The organism is Rhodoferax sp., assembly GCF_018780565.1.
Classification (GTDB): domain Bacteria; phylum Pseudomonadota; class Gammaproteobacteria; order Burkholderiales; family Burkholderiaceae_C; genus Rhodoferax.
Genome location: NZ_JADMJN010000002.1, coordinates 1 through 23,332 on the forward strand (window position 1 = coordinate 1; position 23,332 = coordinate 23,332).

The 23,332-nt window shown below is 57.0% G+C and carries 24 protein-coding genes; 17 read left to right on the forward strand and 7 right to left on the reverse strand.

The features are described 5' to 3' along the window. Nucleotides 1-79 precede the first annotated feature (79 nt). Nucleotides 80-1,210, forward strand: a complete 1,131-nt coding sequence (locus IV109_RS00435; protein WP_296690810.1) for a hypothetical protein — start codon at nucleotides 80-82, stop codon at nucleotides 1,208-1,210. 147 nt (nucleotides 1,211-1,357) lie between these two features. Further along, a complete protein-coding gene (locus IV109_RS00440) occupies nucleotides 1,358-1,903 on the forward strand; it encodes a hypothetical protein (RefSeq protein WP_296690813.1) in 546 nt (181 codons plus the stop codon). A gap of 289 nt (nucleotides 1,904-2,192) precedes the next feature. Here IV109_RS00440 and gyrB read toward each other — a convergent pair whose 3' ends face one another. The 3 genes from gyrB to dnaA form a co-directional block, all read right to left on the reverse strand. Beyond that, nucleotides 2,193-4,796 (reverse strand): DNA topoisomerase (ATP-hydrolyzing) subunit B, encoded by a 2,604-nt coding sequence (gyrB, locus tag IV109_RS00445; protein WP_296690814.1) that lies wholly within the window; start codon nucleotides 4,794-4,796, stop codon nucleotides 2,193-2,195. Between the two features lie 105 nt (nucleotides 4,797-4,901). Then, a complete protein-coding gene (dnaN, locus tag IV109_RS00450) occupies nucleotides 4,902-6,008 on the reverse strand; it encodes a DNA polymerase III subunit beta (protein ID WP_296690815.1) in 1,107 nt (368 codons plus the stop codon). Nucleotides 6,009-6,104: 96 nt separating this feature from the next. Next, nucleotides 6,105-7,517, reverse strand: coding sequence for a chromosomal replication initiator protein DnaA (dnaA, locus tag IV109_RS00455; RefSeq protein ID WP_296690816.1), 1,413 nt, complete (start codon nucleotides 7,515-7,517; stop codon nucleotides 6,105-6,107). Between the two features lie 272 nt (nucleotides 7,518-7,789). Between dnaA and rpmH the strand changes: the two genes are divergently transcribed. The 7 genes from rpmH (at nucleotide 7,790) to IV109_RS00490 (ending at nucleotide 13,293) form a co-directional block, all read left to right on the forward strand. Further along, the gene (gene rpmH, locus IV109_RS00460) at nucleotides 7,790-7,924 is read left to right on the forward strand and encodes a 50S ribosomal protein L34 (protein WP_066096666.1); all 135 of its coding nucleotides are present in this window, start codon (nucleotides 7,790-7,792) and stop codon (nucleotides 7,922-7,924) included. A gap of 54 nt (nucleotides 7,925-7,978) precedes the next feature. Next, a complete protein-coding gene (locus IV109_RS00465) occupies nucleotides 7,979-8,425 on the forward strand; it encodes a ribonuclease P protein component (RefSeq protein WP_296690817.1) in 447 nt (148 codons plus the stop codon). Then, on the forward strand, nucleotides 8,422-8,694 hold the full coding sequence (gene yidD, locus IV109_RS00470) for a membrane protein insertion efficiency factor YidD (RefSeq protein WP_296690819.1): 273 nt from the start codon (nucleotides 8,422-8,424) through the stop codon (nucleotides 8,692-8,694). Before IV109_RS00465 ends, yidD begins: the two co-directional genes overlap by 4 nt. After that, nucleotides 8,691-10,406, forward strand: coding sequence for a membrane protein insertase YidC (yidC, locus tag IV109_RS00475; protein WP_296690821.1), 1,716 nt, complete (start codon nucleotides 8,691-8,693; stop codon nucleotides 10,404-10,406). The genes yidD and yidC overlap by 4 nt, the downstream gene beginning before the upstream one ends. 22 nt (nucleotides 10,407-10,428) lie before the next feature. Then, the gene (gene mnmE, locus IV109_RS00480; protein ID WP_296690823.1) at nucleotides 10,429-11,844 is read left to right on the forward strand and encodes a tRNA uridine-5-carboxymethylaminomethyl(34) synthesis GTPase MnmE; all 1,416 of its coding nucleotides are present in this window, start codon (nucleotides 10,429-10,431) and stop codon (nucleotides 11,842-11,844) included. Nucleotides 11,845-11,924: 80 nt separating this feature from the next. Beyond that, nucleotides 11,925-12,416, forward strand: coding sequence for a cyclic nucleotide-binding domain-containing protein (locus IV109_RS00485; RefSeq protein ID WP_296690825.1), 492 nt, complete (start codon nucleotides 11,925-11,927; stop codon nucleotides 12,414-12,416). Between the two features lie 115 nt (nucleotides 12,417-12,531). Then, the gene (locus tag IV109_RS00490) at nucleotides 12,532-13,293 is read left to right on the forward strand and encodes a hypothetical protein (RefSeq protein ID WP_296690826.1); all 762 of its coding nucleotides are present in this window, start codon (nucleotides 12,532-12,534) and stop codon (nucleotides 13,291-13,293) included. A 13-nt stretch (nucleotides 13,294-13,306) separates the two neighbouring features. On the opposite strand, the gene IV109_RS00495 is transcribed toward IV109_RS00490, so the two are convergent. After that, nucleotides 13,307-13,861, reverse strand: coding sequence for an adenine phosphoribosyltransferase (locus tag IV109_RS00495; RefSeq protein WP_296690828.1), 555 nt, complete (start codon nucleotides 13,859-13,861; stop codon nucleotides 13,307-13,309). Between the two features lie 66 nt (nucleotides 13,862-13,927). Further along, entirely contained in the window at nucleotides 13,928-15,913 is a 1,986-nt protein-coding gene (locus tag IV109_RS00500; RefSeq protein ID WP_296690830.1) for a cation:proton antiporter, read from the reverse strand. A 44-nt stretch (nucleotides 15,914-15,957) separates the two neighbouring features. On the opposite strand from IV109_RS00500, the gene IV109_RS00505 reads away from it, so the two are divergent. Genes IV109_RS00505 through IV109_RS00520 form a run of 4 tightly spaced genes read left to right on the forward strand, consistent with a single transcriptional unit; the run spans nucleotide 15,958 to nucleotide 18,923 of the window. Continuing rightward, nucleotides 15,958-16,959, forward strand: a complete 1,002-nt coding sequence (locus tag IV109_RS00505; RefSeq protein WP_296690832.1) for a KpsF/GutQ family sugar-phosphate isomerase — start codon at nucleotides 15,958-15,960, stop codon at nucleotides 16,957-16,959. Continuing rightward, nucleotides 16,959-17,507 carry an HAD hydrolase family protein gene (locus tag IV109_RS00510; RefSeq protein ID WP_296690833.1) on the forward strand — a complete coding sequence of 183 codons (549 nt, stop codon included), beginning with the start codon at nucleotides 16,959-16,961 and terminating at the stop codon, nucleotides 17,505-17,507. Before IV109_RS00505 ends, IV109_RS00510 begins: the two co-directional genes overlap by 1 nt. Beyond that, nucleotides 17,507-18,127: an LPS export ABC transporter periplasmic protein LptC gene (gene lptC / locus IV109_RS00515; RefSeq protein ID WP_296692467.1), complete on the forward strand. Its 621-nt coding sequence runs from the start codon at nucleotides 17,507-17,509 to the stop codon at nucleotides 18,125-18,127. The genes IV109_RS00510 and lptC overlap by 1 nt, the downstream gene beginning before the upstream one ends. A 22-nt stretch (nucleotides 18,128-18,149) precedes the next feature. Then, on the forward strand, nucleotides 18,150-18,923 hold the full coding sequence (locus IV109_RS00520) for an SDR family oxidoreductase (RefSeq protein ID WP_296690835.1): 774 nt from the start codon (nucleotides 18,150-18,152) through the stop codon (nucleotides 18,921-18,923). A 72-nt stretch (nucleotides 18,924-18,995) separates the two neighbouring features. Here the strand turns inward: IV109_RS00520 and IV109_RS00525 are convergent, their stop codons facing one another. After that, on the reverse strand, nucleotides 18,996-19,433 hold the full coding sequence (locus tag IV109_RS00525; RefSeq protein WP_296690837.1) for an RNA-binding protein: 438 nt from the start codon (nucleotides 19,431-19,433) through the stop codon (nucleotides 18,996-18,998). Between the two features lie 349 nt (nucleotides 19,434-19,782). On the opposite strand from IV109_RS00525, the gene IV109_RS00530 reads away from it, so the two are divergent. From IV109_RS00530 to IV109_RS00540, 3 genes are read left to right on the forward strand one after another with little or no spacing between them, the layout of a single operon-like run. Then, the gene (locus IV109_RS00530; protein ID WP_296690838.1) at nucleotides 19,783-20,058 is read left to right on the forward strand and encodes a DUF2282 domain-containing protein; all 276 of its coding nucleotides are present in this window, start codon (nucleotides 19,783-19,785) and stop codon (nucleotides 20,056-20,058) included. Nucleotides 20,059-20,068: 10 nt separating this feature from the next. Next, complete coding sequence (locus IV109_RS00535) at nucleotides 20,069-20,983, forward strand: DUF692 domain-containing protein (protein WP_296690840.1); 915 nt, start codon at nucleotides 20,069-20,071, stop codon at nucleotides 20,981-20,983. Further along, on the forward strand, nucleotides 20,980-21,771 hold the full coding sequence (locus IV109_RS00540; protein ID WP_296690842.1) for a DNA-binding domain-containing protein: 792 nt from the start codon (nucleotides 20,980-20,982) through the stop codon (nucleotides 21,769-21,771). The genes IV109_RS00535 and IV109_RS00540 overlap by 4 nt, the downstream gene beginning before the upstream one ends. 262 nt (nucleotides 21,772-22,033) lie before the next feature. Here IV109_RS00540 and IV109_RS00545 read toward each other — a convergent pair whose 3' ends face one another. After that, complete coding sequence (locus tag IV109_RS00545) at nucleotides 22,034-22,684, reverse strand: GntR family transcriptional regulator (protein WP_296690845.1); 651 nt, start codon at nucleotides 22,682-22,684, stop codon at nucleotides 22,034-22,036. Between the two features lie 108 nt (nucleotides 22,685-22,792). Between IV109_RS00545 and IV109_RS00550 the strand changes: the two genes are divergently transcribed. Continuing rightward, the gene (locus IV109_RS00550; protein WP_296690847.1) at nucleotides 22,793-23,323 is read left to right on the forward strand and encodes a TRAP transporter small permease; all 531 of its coding nucleotides are present in this window, start codon (nucleotides 22,793-22,795) and stop codon (nucleotides 23,321-23,323) included. Nucleotides 23,324-23,332 lie beyond the last annotated feature (9 nt).

Consider the following 23,332-nt stretch of genomic DNA (forward strand, 5'->3'; position numbering starts at 1 on the left):
AGATTTGGATGAAAATTATTGCCTCAAAGGGGTCAATTCTGGGTGACATTCAACAAGAAAACTGACTTTTGTCATTGCGGTGGCGGCGCTCATTTCCGTCGGTATCGCGTATTGGTCGACATCATTGCCCTTTGCTCACAATTTGATTCGAATCCAGGCGGAGAAGAAGCTGGCCGCAATTGACAAGCGCATCGTTGATGCTCCTTTGGAGACTCAGGCACTGCTCCTAGACTACGCTGGGGATGAAGACATAGATGCCAAGAGCCCACGTGGCGAACTTGTGCTGAAGGCCTGGATTGCGTTCTCAAAATATCCTGAGCAGTCTCCCGAAGTCTTCCGGCTGTACGGCTCAGACCCCGCCTTCCAGAAAATTCTCAGAGCATATGGAGAAGTCGTCGTTCCAATCATCAAGTATTTTTTGGACAATGATGTGACTTCCGTGCATGTCAGGGAAAGCGCAGGCAACGCGCTTCAAGCCACCAAGCAAGTTGTCCAGAGCGCCAAGAATGCATTGATGAATTTAATCGGCACGGGCCAAGGGAATCCACAGCCGCAACCCCAACCTCCTAAGCAACCTCTTGGCCCCACGGAAAGGGGGTCGTATGCCATTGGCTTCATTGGAGCAGAGGGGCACAAATTGTTAGGGCAATTTGTATTGGATTCAAAAGGACAAGTCCAGTGGAATACAACAGACAGAGTCGTGGGAGGATTGGTCAATTTCCTTGTCGGTGGCGTTAGCAACTTGGAGTCAAAATATCGACGCGATGAAGAGCTCGAAAAAAGTGACTACTTCTTCGCCGCTCTCGATGTAGTTCCCTTCGTGGCATCAGTCAAACTGCTGAAGATGGGAAAGATGGCTGCAACCTCGGAGAAGGAATTGAGCCTCGTCAGCAAGACCAGACTATATGGGGCTCGCCTGATTCCAAAAAGTGAAGCTCTTCAGAAACTGGGAAAGTACGGTGTTATCGCCGCGACCGGATATGTCATCGTCACGCATCCAAGTCTTCTCAATAGCGTATTTTCGGGAATCGCAGAAATGCTTGTACTGAACCCGATGCTCGTTAAGTTTATCGGTTGGTTCGCATTAATTTCGGTTGCACTGTATCCATTCATGGGTGCCCTCAAGCTGATTGTTCGTCTCCTGCTGTCATTCTTTTCATGGTTGCAATCATCACTAGGAGTACAGCGATGCAATATGCAGGCGAGCTAGGCGGCATTGAGCTGCTTTCGAAATTTGCAATGAACAAAGTGCAAGAGAAATAGGGAGGTTCAAATGGCTGGTAGTGAAGACTAGCGCGGGACTGGTCTACCGCAGTGGACATCCAAAGAAGAGACAAACGGTCTCGACCCCTTGGGCATGCAAACGACCAGCATTGCGCTTTACCAGCAGTTGCTGCCCGGTATAGGCAATGTGACCGTCCGAATGCGCTATTACGGGTTCTACACATGGCTTGCAGACACTTACGCCAAAGAAGTCGGCTCAATTGACGTTGAGCGGTGGTGCATCTATGTCAGGCGCGTCGAGGCTCTTTACGCTCTGGCCGCCATCCACATCACGGGGGAAACGGGTGTAGCTGGTGCTGAGTGGACTACCGCAAAACTGAGCGACTCAGATGCTGAAATCATCGAATTCCATTTGAATACCGACCGCGAAGGCGACCACCGGCAATACCTGAAGCAAAAGTTCGGCGTCTTTGGTGCTGCGTACGGGGCACAACTCGTGGAAATTGGCCTTCTGGAGTATTTGAAATACAGCCATGAAATTCCAGTGCCAACCCTTGGCGCCGCTTCCAAAGTAGTGCCTTTTGGGTGTCTCTTTAGGCGCTATTTTCTTGTCGAAAGCGATTGCAGCACTCAATGCAGTCCACCCATCTTTCACCAGTTCCGCATCTCCCCGTCTTAGGAGTTCAACGAGCATTGGCAACGCAGCTTCACGCTGAGCAATCGAGGGCGATAGTTCCGCGAGCGAAAATCCTTGCATTAAAGACTCTCGATGAGCGCCGCCATGAAACGATTTGCCTCGTTTGACGAAGCAGCCCAGTCTTACAAGGCAACTGCTTGATAACTCCTAGCGAGCAATATTTCAATGCAGCGACGGGAGACAAATAGCTGCCAGAAATGGCAAAAACCCCCATGAGTTTCTCAACTTATGGGTACAGTTTCTCAGGTTATGGTCCTGCCTACACACAAACTTAAATATCAATATTGCCAGCGCGCAAGGCATTGGTTTCAATGAAGTCGCGGCGGGGTTCCACTTCATCACCCATCAGCATGGTGAAGACCCGATCTGCTTCAATGGCATCATCGATCTGAACGCGCAACAGGCGCCGCACGGTGGGGTCCATGGTGGTTTCCCACAACTGCGAGGGATTCATCTCGCCCAAGCCTTTGTAGCGCTGGCGTGAGGTGGCGTGCTCTGCCTGCGCGATGAGCCAGGCCATGGCTTCGCGGAAATCGGAAACCTTTTCTTCCTTCTGGCGCTCACCTTCGCCACGCATCACTTTGGCCCCGTCGTTGAGCAGGCCCTTGAAAGTGCTGGCAGCCTCTGCCAGGGCGGCATAGTCGGCACCGTGCACGAAGTCCTGGGTGAGCACGCTGCTCTTGACGTTGCCGTGGTGGCGACGGCTGATGCGCAGGATCGGCTTGTCGGTGCGTACATCAAATTCGCCGGCGACTTCCGCGTCAGGCAGCTTGGCTTGCAGTGCGGCGGCCGAGGCTTCTGCATCGGCTACGGTGTCCAGATTCAGGGCGACACCGTCGGCCACCGAGCGCAGGGCTTCTGCATCCATGAAATTCTTCAGGCGTGCAATCACGTTTTGCGCCACCTGGTGCTTGCGCGCCAGTTCAGCCAGGGTGTCGCCGGAAATGGTCGTGCCGTTGTCGCCACCAGTGTGAACCGAGGCGTTGACCAGCGCAATGCGCATCAGGAAACTGTCCAGTGCAGGGGCGTCCTTCAGGTACAGCTCTTCCTTGCCCGCCTTGACTTTGTAAAGCGGCGGCTGGGCGATGTAGATATGGCCCCGCTCGACCAGCTCGGTCATCTGGCGGTAGAAGAAGGTGAGCAGCAGCGTACGGATGTGCGCACCGTCCACGTCCGCGTCGGTCATGATGATGATGCGGTGATAGCGCAGCTTGGCGACGTTGAAATCGTCATTGCCAGTGCTGCCACCCGCTTTGCCAATGCCGGTACCCAGTGCGGTGATCAGCGTCAAGATTTCGTTACTGGTCAGCAGTTTTTCATACCGTGCCTTTTCCACGTTCAAGATCTTGCCGCGCAAGGGCAGGATGGCCTGGAATTTACGGTCGCGGCCCTGCTTGGCAGAGCCGCCGGCGGAGTCACCCTCGACGATGTAGATTTCGCACATCGCCGGGTCTTTTTCCTGGCAGTCCGCCAGCTTGCCGGGCAGGCCCATGCCGTCCAGCACGCCTTTGCGGCGCGTCATGTCGCGCGCCTTGCGAGCGGCTTCGCGGGCGCGAGCGGCTTCAATGATCTTGCCGACGATGATCTTGGCATCGGCGGGGCGCTCCTGCAGGTAGTCATACAACAGCTTGCTCACGATGTCTTCCACCGGGCCGCGCACTTCGCTGGAAACCAGCTTGTCTTTGGTCTGGCTGCTGAATTTGGGTTCGGGTACTTTGACGCTCAGCACGCAGGTCAGACCTTCGCGCATGTCGTCGCCGGTGACCTCGACCTTGGCTTTTTTGGCCACTTCGGTATCGTCAATGTATTTGTTGATCACGCGCGTCATGGCGGCGCGCAGACCGGTCAGGTGGGTACCGCCGTCGCGTTGGGGAATGTTGTTGGTGAAGCACAGCACCTGCTCGTTGTAGCCGCTGTTCCACTGCATCGCCACTTCGACACCGATGTTGGTGTTCTGGTCGCTCTGACGGTCACCCATGGCGTGGAAGATGTTGGGGTTCAACACCGTCTTGCCCTTGTTGATGAAGTTGACAAAGCCCTTGACACCACCAGCGCCCGAGAAGTCGTCCTCCTTGCCGCTGCGTTCGTCCTTCAGGCGAATCTTCACGCCGTTGTTCAAAAAGCTCAGTTCGCGCAAGCGTTTGCTGAGGATCTCGTAGTGGAAGTCGTTGTTTTCCTTGAAGATATCGGTATCGGGCAAAAAGTGCACCTCGGTGCCACGCTTTTCCGTCTCGCCAATCACTTTCATGGGGGAGACTTCAACGCCGCCTTGCGTCTCCACGATGCGATTCTGGACAAAGCCCTTGCTGAATTCCATCACATGAACCTTGCCGTCGCGGCGGATGGTCAGGCGCAGCATTTTGGAGAGCGCATTCACGCAACTCACGCCCACGCCGTGCAGTCCACCGGACACCTTGTAGCTGTTCTGGTTGAACTTGCCGCCGGCGTGCAACTCGGTCAGGGCGATTTCGGCAGCCGAGCGCTTGGGCTCGTGCTTGTCGTCCATCTTGACGCCGGTCGGAATGCCGCGACCATTGTCGACAACGCTGACCGAGTTGTCGGAGTGGATGGTCACCAGAATGTCGTCGCAGTGGCCGGCCAGCGATTCGTCAATCGAATTGTCCACGACTTCGAAAACCAGATGGTGCAAGCCGGTACCGTCGGAGGTATCGCCGATGTACATGCCGGGCCGTTTGCGCACCGCTTCCAGGCCTTCCAGGATCTGGATCGATCCTTCGCCATAGGCCTCAGTGGCACCGGCCTGGTTGGTGTCGATGGTGGGCTGAAAGTTGGAGCTGTCGGAAGTTCCCTCTCCCGTGTGAACGGCATCCCCTGTATTTTCCGGGGCTTGAACTGGCTTGTTTTCTTCGGTCATGGCTAACTTCTCTAACGATTACTCAAACTCTTGAAAGACCAAACCCGCAATGAACTTTTCGTCCAGCGCGGGTTCGGGTTTTGTACTGCTACAAATATTGCGGCATCAAATTCGCATCGGCATCACGACGTATTTGAAAGTGGCGTTCTCGGGAATGGTGAACAAGGCGGAACTATTGCCATCGGACAATTCCAGCATGACCATTTCCTGGCTCATGTTGGCCAGTGCATCAATCAGGTAGGTCACATTGAAACCGATTTCGATGCTGTCACCGTTGTAGTCGATGTCCAATTCGTCCACCGCTTCTTCCTGCTCTGCATTGTTGGATGCGACCCGCAGTGTGCCGGGATCAATGTTCAGTCGGACGCCCTTGAACTTGTCGCTGGTCAGGATGGCCGTGCGTTGCAGGGTGGCAAGCAAGGCGGCTCGGCCCAGCGTGATACTGTTCTTGTGGTTTTTCGGGATGACACGGTTGTAATCGGGGAACTTGCCCTCGACCAGCTTCGTGACGAACTCCATGCCCGCAAAGCTGAACTTGGCCTGGTTGTTGGCGAATTGCATTTCAATCGCGCCCTCGGTGTCCGACAGCAGGCGCTGCAATTCGATCACCGTCTTGCGCGGCAGAATGACTTCTTGTCTGGGCACTTCAATGTCCAGTGTGGCCGAGGCGAAGGCCAGCCGGTGACCGTCGGTGGCAACCAGGCTCAGCTGCTTGCCTTCGGCCACAAACAAAATGCCATTGAGGTAATAGCGAATGTCATGCACCGCCATGGCAAACGACACCTGACCGAGCAGATCCTTCAATGTTTTTTGCGGTACGCTGAACACCGGGCCGAAGTTGGCAGCCTCCTGCACCAGGGGGAAGTCTTCTGCCGCCATGGTTTGCAGTGTGAACTTGCTTTTGCCCCCTTTGAGGATGAGCTTGGAGGCGCTTGACTCCAGGGAAACCGTTTGATCCGCCGGCATGGTGCGCAGGATGTCAATCAGCTTGCGAGCGCCTACGGTGGTGCTGAAGTTGCCGGTGTCGCCATCCAGTTCGGCGGTGGTGCGGATCTGGATTTCAAGGTCACTGGTGGTGAGTTGCAGTGATGTGCCCGTTTTGCGGATCAGCACGTTGGCCAGGATAGGCAGGGTGTGACGGCGCTCAACGATACCCGCTACCGATTGCAAAACCGATAAAACTTTGTCTTGTGTGGCCTTCAGGACGATCATGTCAACCTCTTGTGTAATGTCTTTAGTTCAAATCAGTAACGGACGGGGGCGCAATTTTTCTCAAACACGGCTATTTTCCCCTTTTTATGCTGGCTATCAGCCCTTCAACGTCTGTTCCAGCACGTGAAGTTGCTGGTTCAGCTCGGTCATTTGCTGGCGCTCGCCGCCAATTTTGCGCACGGCGTGCAACACGGTGGTGTGGTCGCGCCCGCCAAACAGCTCGCCAATTTCGGGAAGACTCTTTTGCGTCAGTTCCTTGGCCAGGTACATGGCGATCTGGCGCGGCCGGGCAATGCTGGCCGGGCGCTTCTTGGAATACATGTCCGCAATCTTGATCTTGTAGTAGTCCGCAACTGTTTTCTGGATGTTTTCCACCGAAATCTGACGATTCTGGATCGACAGCAGGTCCCGCAGGGCTTCCCGTGCCAGCAGAATTGAAATCTCTTTTTGGTTGAAGCGTGAGTACGCCAGAATTTTGCGCAATGCGCCTTCCAGCTCCCGCACGTTGGAGCGGACATTTTTGGCGACAAAAAACGCCACTTCCTCAGGCATGTCGATGCCCTCCACCCGCGCCTTGTTGATCAGGATGGCAACGCGCATTTCCAGTTCGGGCGGCTCAATCGCCACGGTGAGCCCTGAGTCGAAGCGCGATACAAGGCGTTCGTGAATATCAGTCAAACCCTTGGGGTAGGTGTCGCTGGTCATCACAATGTGTGATTTCTTGGCCAGCAAGGCTTCGAATGCATTGAAAAACTCTTCTTGCGTACGTTCCTTGTTGGCGAAAAATTGAACGTCGTCAATCAGAAGCAAGTCAAGGGAATGGTAGCGATCCTTGAACTCGTCAAAAGTCTTGCGTTGGTAAGCCTTAACCACATCTGAAACAAATTGTTCCGCATGGATGTAGAGAACTTTGGCAGACGGCCTGTCGGCCAGCAAGCGGTTGCCGACGGCATGCATCAAATGGGTTTTGCCAAGGCCGACGCCGCCGTAAATGAAAAGCGGGTTGTACAGGTGGCCCGGCATGCCCGCCACGTGCATGGCTGCTGCACGCGCCATGCGGTTGGCCGTGCCTTCAATCAGGGTGTCAAAAGTCAGGGCTGTGTTGAGACGGTTTTTGGGGCCATTTTGACCGCGCTCTTCACCCAGTTCGTTTGCCTCCTCAATTGGGATCGATTCGGTTGATCGTCTCGGCGTTTGGCTTTTCACAATGATTTCTCGCGGAGCGAGTGCTAACTCCATGTGAATGCTTTGACCTGAAATTTTTTCCAGAAGATGAGAGATCCGGCTGCTGTACTGGGCTCTGATCCAGTCGAGTTTGAACCGGTTGGCAACAAAAACGGTGACTTTCGAGAGATCATCGGTAACCTGTGCAGACAGCGGCTTGATCCAGGTGTTGAACTGTTGTTCAGGCAGCTCCTGGGCCAACTGATCGATGCAGGCCTGCCACAGGCTTTGCCCCTCGCCATGGCCCGTGGATCCAGGCTGGCTGGCGTATTGTCCCTCTGTCATTGTGGGTATCGAATTCTGTGGATAGATGCAAATTGCTGCGTTGAGAATTGTAATTTATCAAGAATTTATCCACAAGGCGAAATTCTGGCAAATCAGCGGACTATTTGCCAAGTTGGCATCCCGTTCATGCGCAAGGTATTGCCGGGACTGAGAAAGTTTGCGATAATCGCGGGTTCCCCTGATTGTGTTGGGGGAGACAAGACAAGCGGCCGGTTGTCTGTTAACTGCTGTTAACGCTGATGGGTCGTCACTGAGCTCTATAGGATTTCCAAATGAAACGCACTTACCAACCCTCCAAGATCAAACGCGCCCGCACTCATGGCTTCTTGGTCCGCATGAAAACCCGTGGCGGTCGCGCCGTGATCAATGCTCGCCGCGCCAAGGGCCGCAAACGTCTGGCTGTCTGATTCCGGCAGCCTGCTTAGCGCGCAGTTGATTGGCCGTCTTGGCGCCGCTCCAAATTGCAGCGACTGAAAACGCGAAGCCAGTTTCAGGCAGTTCTGGCTGGCGGTACCGTGGCCCGGACTGCGCATTTTGCTTTGCATCGCGTAGCGCTGGATGCGCCTGTGCCTAAACAGGACAAGTCTGAACCTTCAAGTGCGCCTTCGTTGGCGCTTTTTGTCGTGCCGGGCGTATGGATGGGGGCCATGGTGCCCAAGCGCTGGGCCAAACGCGCAGTCACGCGCAACAGCATCAAACGCCAAATCTACAGCGTGAGCAACGATTTTGAGTCAGCGCTTCCTGTCGCCGCGCACGTGGTGCGTTTGCGCGCCGGGTTTGATCGCGCGAAATTTCTCAGTGCCACCTCTGAATTGCTGAAAGCTGCTGTCCGTCAGGAGTTGCAGCAGCTGTTTGAAGGCGCGGCACGACGTCAACCTGTGGCCGGGCTGTCTGGCGGCGCGGCATGATCAAGTTCCTGTTGATTGGTTTGGTCAAGGGGTATCGCCTCTTGCTCAGTCCGTGGCTCGGCTCTTCGTGTCGTTTCGAACCTACCTGCTCCCTGTATTCACTGGAGGCGCTGCAGACCCATGGCGCTGCGGCTGGCAGCTATTTGACGCTCGCCCGGCTTGCGCGGTGCCATCCTTGGTGCGCGGGCGGGCATGATCCCGTTCCGCCTGAAAAACCCCGGCTCTTTACCCAGCTGATTCCCTCTCCCACTCAAAAGAAGTCTTCATGAACGATATTCGCCGCACCATTTTGTGGGTGATTTTTGGTTTTTCCATGGTCATGCTGTGGGATAACTGGCAGGTCCACAACGGCAATAAAGCCACCTTCTTCCCTGGCCCACCCAAAGCGGCGGCAACGGCTGGTTCGCCGGCTCCTGCTTCCAGTGTGCCCGCGACCTCCGTTGCTCCCAGTTTGGTAGCGCCGAATGCTCAGGTGCCGGGGGGCGCGGTCGTCAATGTGCCTGCACAAGCGGCACCGGCGGCACCACGCGAGCGCGTGGTCGTGGCGACAGATGTACTGAAGCTGACTTTCGACACAGAGGGGGGATCTCTGGTCAAGGCCGAATTTGTCAAGCATGTGGATATGGCCGACAAGTCCAAGAGCTTTGTCTTGCTGGATGAAAGCAAAGACCGTATTTACATGGCGCAAACGGGCCTGATCGCCGGCGCGAATGGCGGAGTCTTCCCGACACACAAGACGGTCATGAACCTGGCGAGCGCTGAGCGCACCCTTCGTGACGATGGAAAAGAGTTGGTGGTTCGGTTTGAGTCGCCCGAGTTGGGTGGCGTCAAGCTGGTGAAGACTTTCACCCTGACCCGTGGCGCTTACGCCGTAGCGGTCAAGCATGAAGTGATCAATGCCGGCACTACCGTGGTTTCGCCGCAGTTGTACCTGCAGCTGGTTCGCGATGGCAACAAACCACCGGGCGAATCATCGTTTTACTCCACATTCACGGGGCCAGCGGTTTATACCGAAGCCAAAAAATACCAGAAAGTGGAGTTCAGCGACATTGAAAAGAACAAAGTCGACATTGAAAAAGCGGCTGAAAATGGTTACGTGGCCATGGTGCAGCATTACTTCGCCAGTGCCTGGGTGCTGGGCGACGGCATCAAGCGCGACCTGTTCATGCGCAAGGTCGATACCAATTTGTACGCGGTGGGCATGATCACTGCGCTGGACAACATCGCACCGGGCACCAGTAAAACGGTGGAATCAAAATTCTTTGCCGGTCCGCAAGAGGAGAAAGTGCTCGAATCGCTGACGCCTGGCCTTGAATTGGTCAAAGACTATGGCTGGCTCACGATTCTTGCCAAGCCGCTTTACTGGCTGCTCGACAAGCTGCAAAGCTTTATCGGCAACTGGGGTTGGTCCATCATGGCCTTGGTGCTGTTGCTGAAAGCGGCCTTCTACTGGCTCAATGCCAAGGCGTACGCGAGCATGGCCAAGATGAAAGCCATCAATCCGAAAATCATGGAAATGCGGGAGCGTCTGAAGGACAGTCCGCAGCAAATGCAGCAGGAGATGATGCGCATCTACCGGGAAGAGAAGGTCAACCCGATGGGGGGCTGTTTCCCGATCATGGTTCAGATTCCGGTGTTCATAGCCTTGTACTGGGTGCTGTTGTCCAGCGTCGAAATGCGCAATGCCCCTTGGGTGCTGTGGATTCATGACTTGTCTTCACCGGATCCCTTCTATATCCTGCCACTGGTCATGACCCTGACGACCGTGCTGCAAACCGCGCTCAATCCAGCGCCACCGGACCCGATGCAGGCCAAGATGATGTGGTTCATGCCTTTGGCTTTCAGCGTGATGTTCTTCTTCTTCCCGGCCGGCCTGGTGCTTTACTGGATTACCAACAACGTCTTGTCGATTGCCCAGCAGTGGATCATCAACACCCGCATGGGCGTGCCGCCGCAATTCAACCTGCCCAAGTTCAAGTAACGAATCGGGCAACGGACTAGCTGTGTCGCTGCCGCGCCATCAGGATCCGATTGTTGCGATTGCCACCGCCCCCGGTCGGGGTGCGGTGGGGATTGTGAGGATCAGCGGGAAAAACCTGGAGGCTTGGGTCACTGCGGTTTGCGGGCGCCGACTGAAGGCCCGGGAGGCCACCTACCTTGCTTTTCTGGATTGTGCCGGGCAGGCCATAGACCGGGGCTTGGCCATCTTCTTTCCGGGCCCCCATTCATTCACCGGCGAAGATGTGCTGGAACTGCAGGCCCATGGCGGCCCGGTCGTGTTGCAACTTCTGCTGGCGCGTTGCCTGGAGGCTGCGGCGGAACTTGATCCGCAACGCCTGGCGGCACGCTTGCCGGGTCTGCGGGTTGCGTTGCCGGGAGAGTTCTCTGAGCGCGCGTTTCTCAATGACAAGATCGATCTGGCCCAGGCCGAGGCCATCGCCGACCTGATTGATGCCAGCACCGAGGCTGCCGCGCGCAGTGCCAGTCGGTCCTTGTCGGGAGCCTTTTCCAATGAAATCCATAGTCTGAGGGATGCGCTGATTCATCTGCGCATGCTGGTCGAGGCCACCCTGGATTTTCCGGAAGAAGAGATTGATTTCTTGCGCAAGGCGGACGCGCAAGGGCAGTTGTCCAGGCTGCAGAGTTCGCTTCACGCGGTGCTCGCAAGAGCCCGGCAGGGTGCATTGTTGCGTGAAGGTATCAAGGTGGTGATTGCCGGGCAGCCGAATGCCGGCAAATCGTCCTTGCTCAATGCCTTGGCTGGCGCGGAGCTGGCCATCGTGACCCCTGTGGCCGGTACTACCCGTGACAAGGTGCAACAGACCATTCAAATCGAGGGTGTGCCGGTCCATGTCATCGACACTGCTGGACTGCGTGACAGCGAAGACGAGGTCGAGAAAATTGGTATCGAACGCGCCTGGGATGCGATTGAAACTGCCGATGCCGTGCTCTTTTTGCACGATTTGACACGGCTGGATGCTATGGATTATGTAGCTGATGATGCAGATATTGCGAGGGCCTTAGCCGCAAAACTCCCATCGTCCGTTGCGGTCATCGATGTCTGGAACAAGGCGGATACCACGGCGGCACCGCCCTCGTGCGCGGACCGTGGCGTCACGCTGTCGGCCAAGACCGGTGCCGGCCTGGATGCCTTGCGTCGTACCTTGCTGCAGGTCGCCGGATGGCAATCGGTCCCGGAGGGGGTTTACATTGCCCGGGAACGTCATGTGCAAGCGCTGCATCAAGTGGAGTTGCATTTGACCGAAGCGGCAAGCCACTTGGCGGCCCATGCGCAATCGCTGGATCTGCTGGCCGAAGAGCTCCGGCTGGCCCAAAACGCACTGAGTGAGATAACCGGCGAATTTTCTTCAGATGACCTGCTGGGGGTGATATTTTCCCAATTCTGTATCGGAAAATAACAAGAGGTGACTTGACCGGGAGCAATTCTCTGGTAACACTCGCGGACTGACTGATTAAACAAGGTTGAGGTGCGCGCGTCATGATTGCAAATCCCCAGTTCTCCAACAAGCAGGATATTCAAGGCTTGATTGAGGCGTTTGTGCACAACCATGGTGAAGACGCGCTCAGCAGGTCCGTGACGCCTGCGCAGTGGGAGGCACTGGCAAATTACATGCAGCCGTTTACGCTGGCACAAAGCCAGGTCCTGATCATGCAGGGTTCGCAGGACCGTACTTTGTATTTTGTGGAATCCGGTAGCTTGAGTGTTCACTATGAGGATGCTGCAGATCGCATTCGGCTGGCGATTGTGGGTGCTGGCTCAGTGCTGGGCGAGGGTGGATTTTTCTCGCACATGCCGCGCAATGCGACGGTGCAGGCGGCTACCGAATGCCGGATGTGGAGCATCACGCCGATGCGCTTTGCCGAACTCTCTCAGCGTGTGCCCTCTGCCGCGCTGGCTTTGGCCATGGCTCTGGGCGCTATTGTTTGCAAGCGCATGCAAGACCGGCGCCGGCGTGTGGCGGTTACCTAGACATGGCCATGATTTCGCATGCTTGCAACACCGGCTGATCATTGATCTTTTGGCGAATCAATAAGTTACAAAATACCGATTTCGAGAATCCATGATTTCAAGATAATTACAACTTATGTCCATATTTAACTGGTTCACCAGCAAGCCACCCGTACAGACTGCCTCTGTGCCCGACAGTTCAGGCTTGGGGCATGTGGATGCAACGGTTCCCTTGATGCCGTCCGACAGACTTCGCGTGAAGCAGGCGCCCGTGCCCGTCAGCAACGCGGCCAATCGCAAGAATGAGCGGCTTGAGCGTCGCGAACTGCTTTACGCCGTGGTTCGCGATTCGATGATTCGTGCGGGTGTACTGGCGGCCAGTTACAAATTCAAGGTGTTGTCGCTGGATGCGCATGGGCGGCAATATCTCATCATGATGGATTTGGCCAACCAATCTGCGGGTGATACCGGTCGCCTCGCGGACATAGAGGCCATGATTGCCCAAGCCGCCAAGGCCCGGCATGACATTTTGGTGACCGCCGTTTATTGGCGAGTTAATGAGCATGTAGCGGCAGGCGCTTTGCGCACTCCCGCCAATCAGCCGGGCAGCGCGGCCAAGCCGGTGCCTGCAGAGCCAGTACAGCAACCGCCCCCGACGGCTGTCCCCGCTGTCAAGCGGGCGCAGCCGTTTGAACCCTTGCAGCAGGATGAAGTGGTCGCATTCAAGCGGGCTTTGGCGGGCACTGCACCCGCCGCAGCATTGTCGGCACCTGGTCAGATTGTTACGTCGGGGCGCCGCAATCCGGCGCCACCGGTTGAATTCGAAGAAACTCAAATGATCGATCCCGGCGACAGCGCATCCCCATTGGGCGGCACTCAGTACGGCGATTTGAACTGAATGCCCTAGGCTTTTAGTGGCCAGCAAATTCAATCAGCGTAAAAAGCGGCAGGCCTGATGCCCTGAGTTTGTCGGAGCCACCAAGTTCAGGCAGGTCCACGATGGCGGCCCCTTCCATGACCTGGGCGCCGAGTTTCTCAAGTAGTTTTTTGCCCGCCATCATGGTGCCACCGGTTGCGATCAGATCATCAATCAGCAGGACACGGTCCCCTGGTTTGACGGCATCTGTATGCAACTCCACCGTAGCGCTGCCGTATTCCAGTTCGTAGGTTTCTTCCACGGTCGTGAAGGGCAACTTGCCTTTTTTTCGCACCGGCACGAAACCAACATTCAGTTCATAGGCGATGACCGAGCCCAAAATGAAACCCCGGGCATCGAGCCCTGCCACCACATCGGGCCGCATCGGCGCTTCCATGTAGCGATGCACGAACGCATCAATCAGGACCCGGAACACCTTGGCGTTTTGCAGCAAGGGTGTGATATCCCGAAACTGGACGCCGGGCGCTGGCCAGTCGGGTACGGTGCGGATGTGATCACTGAGGTACTGGCTGACGGTGAGGTTTTGCATGGGCATCGGGTTCCGGTTTGGAGTCCTATTGTGCCTCGTACAGCTCTCAGGCTGGAACGGCGCAGGTCAGCCGCGGAGCAACTTTTGTTCGGCTGCGGCCAGCGCCTCGGCCTTGCCCGACAGGACCAGGGTATCGCCTGTTTCCAGCAGAAGCTCATCTGCAATCGTCATGACTTTGCCGCTGTTGCGTCGCAAGCTGACAATGCGAACGTTCAAGGCATGCAGTACCAGATGGCTCACTGATTTGCCAATGGACTTGGCGCCCAGGGGAAGGGTCAATGACGTGAGACGTTCCTGCTGGACTTCATCTGCCGAGCTATCGTCTGCGCCGTGGAAGTAACCGCGCAGCAGGTTATACCGCGCATCACGCTGATCCTGCACAATGCGAATCACGCGCCGCATGGGCACACCCACCAATGCCAGCGCATGGCTGGCCAGCATCAGGGAGCCCTCAATTGCCTCAGGGACCACTTCGGTGGCACCGGCTTCCTGCAGCAGTTCCAGGTCATGGTCATCCTGGGTGCGGACAATGACCGGAACCTGGGGCGCGTGGGTCCGGATATGTGCCAGTACCTTCAGTGCGCCAGGGACCTCAAGGTATGTGATGACTACAGCACTGGCACGGGCCAAGCCTGCTGCCATCAGAGCCTGTAGACGGGCGGCATCCCCAAATACGACGGAATCCCCGGCGGCGGCGGCCTGGCGCACACGGTCGGGGTCCAGGTCCAGCGCCATGTAGGGGATGTCTTCCCGCTCCAGCATGCGGGCCAGATTCTGGCCGCATCGACCGTAGCCGCAAATGATGACATGCTTGTTGACATTGATGGACTTGCGGGCGATGCTGGTCATTTGCAGGGATTGTTGCAGCCATTCGCTGCTGACCAGTTTCATCACCAGAGGGTTGCTGTACATGATGATGAACGGCGTGGCCAGCATCGAGATCACCATGCTGGCGAGTATCGGATTCAGCAGCGCAGGCGGGACCAAGGCGTTGCTCTGGGCGAGGGTCAGCAGCACGAAACCGAACTCGCCTGCTTGTGCGAGGTAAAGGCCGGTTCGCAGTGAAACACCTTCGGTGGCGCCCAGCAGGCGTGCCAGCAAGGTGACGATGGCTGCCTTGAACAGCACGGGAATCGTCACCAATATCAGGACCAGGGGCCAGCGCTCCAGGACCAGTCGCCAGTCGAGCATCATGCCAATGCTGATGAAGAAAAGACCCAGCAGGACGTCGTGAAAAGGGCGAATGTCGGTTTCAACCTGCTGCTTGTATTCCGTCTCCGAGATCAGCATGCCTGCAATGAAGGCCCCCAAGGCCAGACTCAGTCCGGCCAGCTCCGTGAGCCAGGCCAGCCCCAATGTGATGAGCAGCAAGTTCAGTACAAACAGTTCTTCACTCTTGCGTCGGGCCACCAGGGTCAACCACCATCGCATGACGGCCTGGCCACCCACCAACAGTACCGAGATCAGCGCGATCGCCTTGACCGAGGCAATCAACAGGGTTTCGAACAGTTGCTCGGCAGAGGCGCCCAGTGCTGGAATCAGGACCAGCAGCGGGACCACTGCCAAGTCCTGAAACAGCAAAACGCCCATGACGCGTTTGCCGTGCTCTGACTCCATTTCCAAGCGCTCCACCATCAGCTTGACGACGATGGCCGTGCTGCTCATGGCCAACGCCCCGGATAGCGCCAGGGCCGTCTGCCAGCTCATGATCCATTTGTCCGGCGCGATGAATGTCAAACCCAATGCCGCGGCGGTGGCGATGATCATGGTGACCAGGACCTGAAAAAATCCCAGCCCAAACACATGGTTGCGCATGGCTCGGAGCTTGGGCAGGTTGAACTCCAGACCAATGACAAACATCAGGAAAACCACGCCAAACTCCCCCAGGTGGCGAACGCCTTCTGCGTTTTTGGCCAGTGCGAGCGCATTCGGACCAATGACGACACCGACGGCCAGGTAGCCGAGCATGGGTGGCAGCTTCAGGGAGCGACAAACCACCACGCCCAGCACAGCAGCGAGCAGATAAAGAAGCGTGAGGGCAAGAGGGCTCATGCCTGCATATTAGCAAGGGATGGGCGCATCGATAAAATGCAGCGATGACATCTCAACAAACTCAGTCTGCGTCATTGGATGCGGCGCAGGCTATTCGGCTGGCACGGGACACTCTGGACATCGAGGCGGCGGCCGTCACGGGTCTGAAGCAGCACATCGGAGATGCATTTGTTCGTGCCGCCACGTTGATGCTGGGTATGCGCGGGCGCGTGGTGGTCATGGGCATGGGCAAGAGCGGACATATCGGACGCAAAATTGCCGCCACACTGGCGTCCACGGGTACGCCGGCCATGTTTGTCCATCCGGCCGAGGCCAGTCATGGCGATCTGGGCATGATCACGCCCGGCGACTTGGTGCTGGCCATTTCAAACAGCGGTGAGTCCGAGGAGTTGACTGCCATTTTGCCCGTGCTCAAGCGGATGGGAACTCCTTTGGTTGCCATGACCGGCAAGGCGGAATCGACGCTGGCACGTCATGCCAGTGTGTTTTTGGATTGCGGTGTCGAGAAAGAGGCTTGCCCCTTGAACCTGGCCCCGACGGCCAGCACGACGGCGCAACTTGCCATGGGCGACGCCCTGGCGGTGGTCCTGCTGGATGCGCGAGGATTCAAGGCCGAAGACTTTGCGCGTTCCCACCCTGGCGGAGCGTTGGGCCGCAAGTTGCTTACCCATGTGACCGATGTGATGCGATCAGGCGATGATGTGCCCAAGGTTGGGCCGAATGCCAGCTTTAGCGAATTGATGCGGGAGATGAGTGCCAAGGGCTTGGGTGCTACAGCGATCGTGGATGAGGATGCGCGCGTACTGGGTATATTTACCGATGGTGATTTGCGCCGACTGGTGGAGAAGGGCGTTGATTTGCGGTCCACGGTGGCGCAGCAGGTTATGCACCCCCGGCCCAGCACCGTAGCCCAGGATGCGCTGGCGGTGGAGGCTGCCGAGTTGATGGAGCACCGGTGTATTACCAGCGTCCTGGTGCTGGATGCACAGGGCCGGCTGTGCGGGGCGCTCAATAGCAACGATTTGATGCGTGCAAAGGTAATTTGATGACTTCGATTTCACTCAATTTTCCTGCCGAGCTGCTGCTGTCGGCGCAAGGCATTCGCGTGGCATTCTTTGATGTGGACGGCGTTTTGACCGATGGGGGTTTGTACTTCACGGAAGCGGGGGAAACGATCAAACGTTTCAATACGCTGGACGGACACGGACTCAAGCTCCTGCAGCGTGCGGGTATTACCCCGGCCGTCATCACGGGGCGCGACTCGAAGCCCTTGCGTTTGCGGCTCGCTGCTTTGGGAATTGAACATGTTCACTATGGCACGGAGGACAAGCGCCCCGCTGCGGAGCAGACACTCAAGACCCTGGGGCTGGACTGGTCGCAGGCGGCGGCCATGGGTGATGACTGGCCGGACCTACCTGTCATGCGTCGTTGCGCACTGGCTTGTGCGCCGCATAACGCCCATACGGAGGCCAAGGCGGTTTCGCATTACGTGACCACTGCACCGGGTGGCTCTGGGGCCGTGCGGGAGCTCTGTGACCTGCTGCTGGTTGCCAGTGGCAAGTACGCCGGCCTGCTGCAGGAAAGCTTGTTGTGATCAAGCTGATTCTGATTCGCGCAGCCTGGGATCGCCTCTCGCTCTATCTTCCCGTCATCCTCATGGCGGTCCTTGCCTTGGGAACCTACTGGCTGGTTCGAAGCACACCCATGCTGATGGTCCCCGAGCCGGAGGCGCCGGTGCGGCATGAGCCAGACTACTTCATGCGCAAGTTCTCGGTCAAGACCTTTGATGGTGCCGGGCGATTGAAGAGCGAAGTCTGGGGAACCGATGCCCGGCACTTCCCGGATACGGACACGCTGGAAATTGACATGGTGCGCATCCGTTCGTTCAACGAGGAAGGGCGCCTGACTACGGCGACTGCCAATCGGGCGTTGACCAACGGCGATGCCACTGAAGTGCAATTGTTTGGCAATGCGCGGGTGGTGCGTGAACCGGTGGTGGATAAATCCGGGCAGACCCAGTCGCGCATGGAGTTTCGGGGCGAGTTCCTGCATGCCTTTATGGATACTGAGCGCGTCAAGTCGCACAAGCCGGTGGAGTTGGTGCGCGGCAGCGACCAGTTCACGGCGGACACCATGGACTTTGACAATCTCGATCGGGTGATGCAACTCAAGGGGCGTGTCAAAGGCATACTGGTGCCTTCTACTGCCAAATAGTTCCTAAGGCCGGGAGGGCAAGATGTCCAGACTCGCGTTCATCACTGGTGCGTCCAGTGGTATTGGCCAGGCTTTGGCCTGGCGTTTTTACCAGGCTGGCTATTCCCTCGCGCTGGTGGCGCGGCGTACCGGGGAAATCGAAGCCTGGATGCTGTCCCGACAAATAGATCCCCGTCGCTGTCATATCTACAGCGCGGATGTGTCGATTGTGGCCAATATCGTGGCAGCCGGACAAGCCAGCATCGCGCAGCAAGGCGTGGCTGATGTTGTGATTGCCTGTGCAGGCATCAGCATTGGCGTGGACACGGCCGAGCGTGTTGATCTGGATGTGATGGCCAGGACTTTTGCGACCAACAACGTGGGTACGGCGGCAAGCTTTCATCCGTTCCTGGCGGCCATGCGTCAACGCGGCTCAGGCATTCTGGTGGGTATTGGCAGTGTGAATGGCATCCGGGGCTTTGCCGGTCATGGTGCGAACTGTCCGAGCAAGGCGGCCCTGATCAGCTATTGCGAATGTCTGCGGGGCGAGTTGCGGGGAAGCGGCGTGAAAGTGGTGACCATTTGCCCTGGTTACATTGATACGCCGTTGACGCAGAAGAATACGTATTCCATGCCGTTTCTGATGAGCCCGGATGACTTCGCGGACAAAGCCTTCAAGGCGATAGATGCGGGCGTCAGTTATCGCGTGATTCCATGGCAAATGGGTGTGGTCGCCAAAGTGCTGCGTCTTTTGCCCAATTGGCTATTTGACATGGCGTTCGCAGGGCGGCCTCGAAAGCCACGCAGCCAGGACTGAATAAATCTGAGGGCATGAAAAAAGGGCCGTGAGGCCCTTTTGTTTTCGATTGGCGCAAGGCCAATCAAGTGCTTAGTAGCTGCTACGGCCACCGCCGCCGCCGTAACCACCGCCGCCGCCACCGCCGCTACGACCACCGCCGCCGCCGCCGTAACCACCGCCGCCGCCACCGCCGCTACGGCCACCGCCGCCACCGCCGTAACCACCGCCGCCGCCAGCACCGCCACCAAAGCCGCCGCCACCAGTGCGGGGGGGGCGTGCTTCCATTGGACGAGCTTCGTTAACCACGAGACCGCGGCCACCGTATTGCTGACCATTCATGCCATTGACGGCAGCTTGCGCCTCAGCGTCACTGGCCATTTCCACAAAGCCGAAGCCCTTGGAGCGGCCGGTGTCACGTTCCATCATGACCTTGGCGCTGGTGACTGTGCCGTGCTGGGAAAATGCCTGCTGCAGGTCTTCATCACGGAAAGAATAGGGCAGGTTGCCCACGTAAAGTTTGTTGCCCATGAAAGGACTCCTCAAAATAACTCAAAACGCGATGGAGTCCAAAACCGCAAATCACCGCAATCAACAAACCAATGAAGACTTAAAGCAGACGCGAAACTGACTAAACACCGCAAACCCGTACCGCCGTTTTTTCGGCAATACAACTGCATTATGCGTCAAGTTTTATATTTGCACAATTTTTTTGCAAATTGAAGAAATCGGTGCTAGATATTCCCCGTCCGCCGGGGTCGCCTGCCCTCTCAAAGCTGGGAGGCATGTAAGAATTTTCTGGTCAGCGTGACCAACGCTCAACCAGCAAATCTGTTATTTCTGCTGGTTGGAAATTTACCATTTACCCAGGAGTTTTCAAATGAATCAACGTGCCATGATCGCTGCCGCAGCAGCTTCCCTGATGTCCCTGACCTTCGTGGCAGCGCCGGCCCACGCTGCAGACGAGAAGGAAAAATGCTTCGGTATTGCCAAGGCCGGTCAAAACGACTGCGCCAGCATTTCCGGCGTTCACTCTTGCGCCGGCCAGTCCAAGGTGGATATGGACAAAGGCGAGTGGAAGTATGTGGCCAAGGGAACCTGCAAGAGCATGATGGGTCTTTCCATGGACGAAGCCAAGGGCATGAAAAAGGGTTGAGCCAGTCAGCATGCCTGATCGATTGACGGACGCCGCCAGCGCATCGCCGCCGATGGGGATTGGCTGGCGGCATCCCCATTACCGCGAGTTGCTGGAGCGCCGCCCCGAGCTTGGTTTTCTGGAGGTGCATTCGGAAAACTTCTTTGCGCAGGGCGGCGCAGCCTTGGCGGTGTTGGAGCAGGCCCGCGCCCACTATCCTCTGAGCTTGCACGGCGTGGGCTTGTCGCTGGGGTCGGTGCAGGGGGTGGACCCCTGGCATCTGGCGCAGCTTGAACGGCTGGTGAGGCGCGTGGAGCCGGTGCGCGTGAGCGACCACGCCAGTTTCGCCCGGGGCCCGTTCAGGGGGGCCAGCGTTCATGCCGCAGATCTGTTGCCGATTCCTTTGACCCGAGAGGCGCTTGATGTGCTGTGCGCCAATGTGCAGCAGGTGCAGGAACGCCTGCAGCGGCGTTTCATGGTGGAGAATCTTTCAAGCTATTTGTCCTGGAAAGCTGATCCGGTCGATCCCCCTCTGCTGGAACCTGATTTTTTGTCACAGCTCGCGCAACGCACTGGCTGCGCCTTGCTGGTCGATGTGAACAATTTGTATGTCAACGCCTTGAATGCACGAGCAGCCGGCGCGCCCGGCGACCCGTTGCAGCGTTGTCTGAATTGGCTGGACGCCATTGCGCCGGCCCACGTAGGCGAAATTCACCTGGCCGGTCATTGCCGCGCGAGCGATGAATTCGGCGACATCGTGATTGACGACCATGGCAGCCGGGTGTGTCCGGACGTCTGGCGTCTCTACGCGTATGCCGTGGCACGGTTCGGCCCCGTGCCTACCCTGATTGAGTGGGACACCGATATTCCTGCGCTGGATGTGTTGCTGGACGAGGCCGCACGTGCCAGAGCCCTTGCTGCGTCCAGGGATGGGGTGTCTGCATGACGACTCTTGCGGCGCAGCAACAGGCCCTTCTGGAGGCGCTGTTCGCTTGGCCAACGACGGATGCTATCAATAATATAGCTAATTATGCAGATGGTTCATGGGCCAGAGGGCTAAAAGCTTACCAAAGCAACGGCCATGCGCTGGCCGAGCGGGCTATGCAGGCCACGTATCCTGTGTTGACTCAATTGTTGGGTGGCGAGAGCCTGGGTGCCTTGGCCCGGGCTTTCTGGCATGCGCATCCTCCGGTGCGGGGCGATCTGGCGCAGTGGGGCGGTGATCTGGCCGATTTTGTGCGCGCCAGTGAGCAACTGGCTGACGAGCCTTATCTGGCTGATGTGGTGCGTGTGGAGTGGGCGCTTCACTTGGGGGCGAGCGCCGCCGATGCATTCACGGACCGGGCCAGTTTCGCCCTTTTGACACAACATGACCCCGGTGCATTGCAACTGAAACTGGCGCCGGGGTGTGTCGTGGTGCAAAGCCCATGGCCCGTGGCCAGCATCATGGGCGCACATTTGTACAACCGGCCAACACTGGACGAAGCCGGCCAGAGCTTGCGCGACGCCGTGGGCGAATGTGCGTTGGTCTGGCGCCGGGGTCTGGTGTCCCAAGTGGCGCCATGCAGCCACACAGAGGCGGAGTTTCTGCAGGCCGTGCTGTCAGGGGCTTCCTTGCTGGCGGCGCTGGAGCATGTTGATGGCTTCAGTCTTGACCTATGGTTGCCATCCGCCGTGCAAAGCGGTTTGGTGCTGGGGGTCGGTCTGCTCGCCACGCCATCGGGTTTTCGGTGAAGGTATTCCGAGCAATTAAAGTCGTAAACACATTCAATTTACTGGATATCAATACGGTGTCAAGGCTGAAAAACGTATGCCCGTTTCAGGCCCAAAGGAGTCGGTCGCTGAAACAGATTGACTGTCTCAAACCGACCCAAAGCGGAATTCGATCACTTTCGACTTACTGCCTTATAGCGGACATTCGATTGCGTGGCGTGGTCGACTACTGAGGACAGCTGAGATGTAGCGGCAAACCTGCGCCGGAACGGGAAATATCCAGTCAAACGCCGTCGCATGCAGTCCGATAGCGAGGTTCGTTTTCCAATACGTGTTCACGCAGCAGCGCACAAGCAGCATCTATATCATCGTCAACGATGGCATCCACCAGAATTTGGTGGCTTGGAACCGCATTTGAGATTGGAGAACGATGGCGTAAGGCTATCAGCTGGTAGCGCAAAAGTTCGTAGCCAGAGCGCAAATAGTGGTTGTCACACGATTCGATAAATGACCAATGAAAACTCATGTCGATTTGTGCAAGAGCCTTCAGGTCTTTGGTCCGCTCAGCCGCCTTCATCTCCTTCACGCACTGAGTTAGCCGTTTGAGTAGGTCTGCTCGGTGTTCTTGCATGCCTTCACACAGAGCCGCGACCTCAATCATGGCGCGGAAGTGGCACAAGTGTGCAACTTCACTCGCAGACAGGCGAAAAACAAAAGTGCCACGTTGCGGATGAATCTCCACAAGCCCTTCTGCTTTGAGGTGCAACAGTGCCTCACGCACAGGAGTCTTGCTCACCCCCATCCGTTGGGCAAGTTGCGCCTCCGAGACTTGCTCTCCTAGCTTGAGATCACCATTGACGATCGCCTCGCGGAGGCGCTCGCCTACTACATCGGTCAGAAGTCTGGGGCGCTGCAAATCTAGGTTCTGTTTCATGGGTCACCACAAGGTTGTGCTGCGAGTATAGGGTTTACGATGATTGGAAATCTAAGATATCAGATACGATACATTCAATTAAACAAATTTACTCAACAGGAAACCAACGTGACTGAAGCAAAGCCGGAAAGCCGGCCGCATTTTCTTGAAGCCGCCTTCATCGGATTGAACCGCTGGGTGTTGATTGCTTTGCTCGCAGCCATGGCAGTTCTTGTCATCGGAAATGTTATTTCGCGGTATGTATTTGGGCATTCCTTCTCTTGGGTCGAGGAGGCGACGCGCTACATGATGATTTGGGTGGCGTTTCTGGGGGCTGGCCCCGCTTTGCGAGTGGGCGGACACATCGCGATTGACACTTTGCAAAGTGCATTACCAGTAGCTGCCGCTCGATGCTTGCGCGGTGTGATCGTGGCCATCGTCGGGATCACACTGCTCATCTTGGTGTGGCTGGGAATTGATTACGCAAGTTTTGCCTGGGAGCAGGAGTCGCCTGTATTGGGGTGGTCGCTTGGGAAGGTTTACATAGCCTTGCCTCTGGGGGCCGCATTGATGTTTGTGCATTTGCTACTGGTTGCCCGTCGATGGGTGGTAGCCGGCGAATGGGAACACATTGAGGGTTTCGACCCCCAGGCACTCTGAGGTACATGA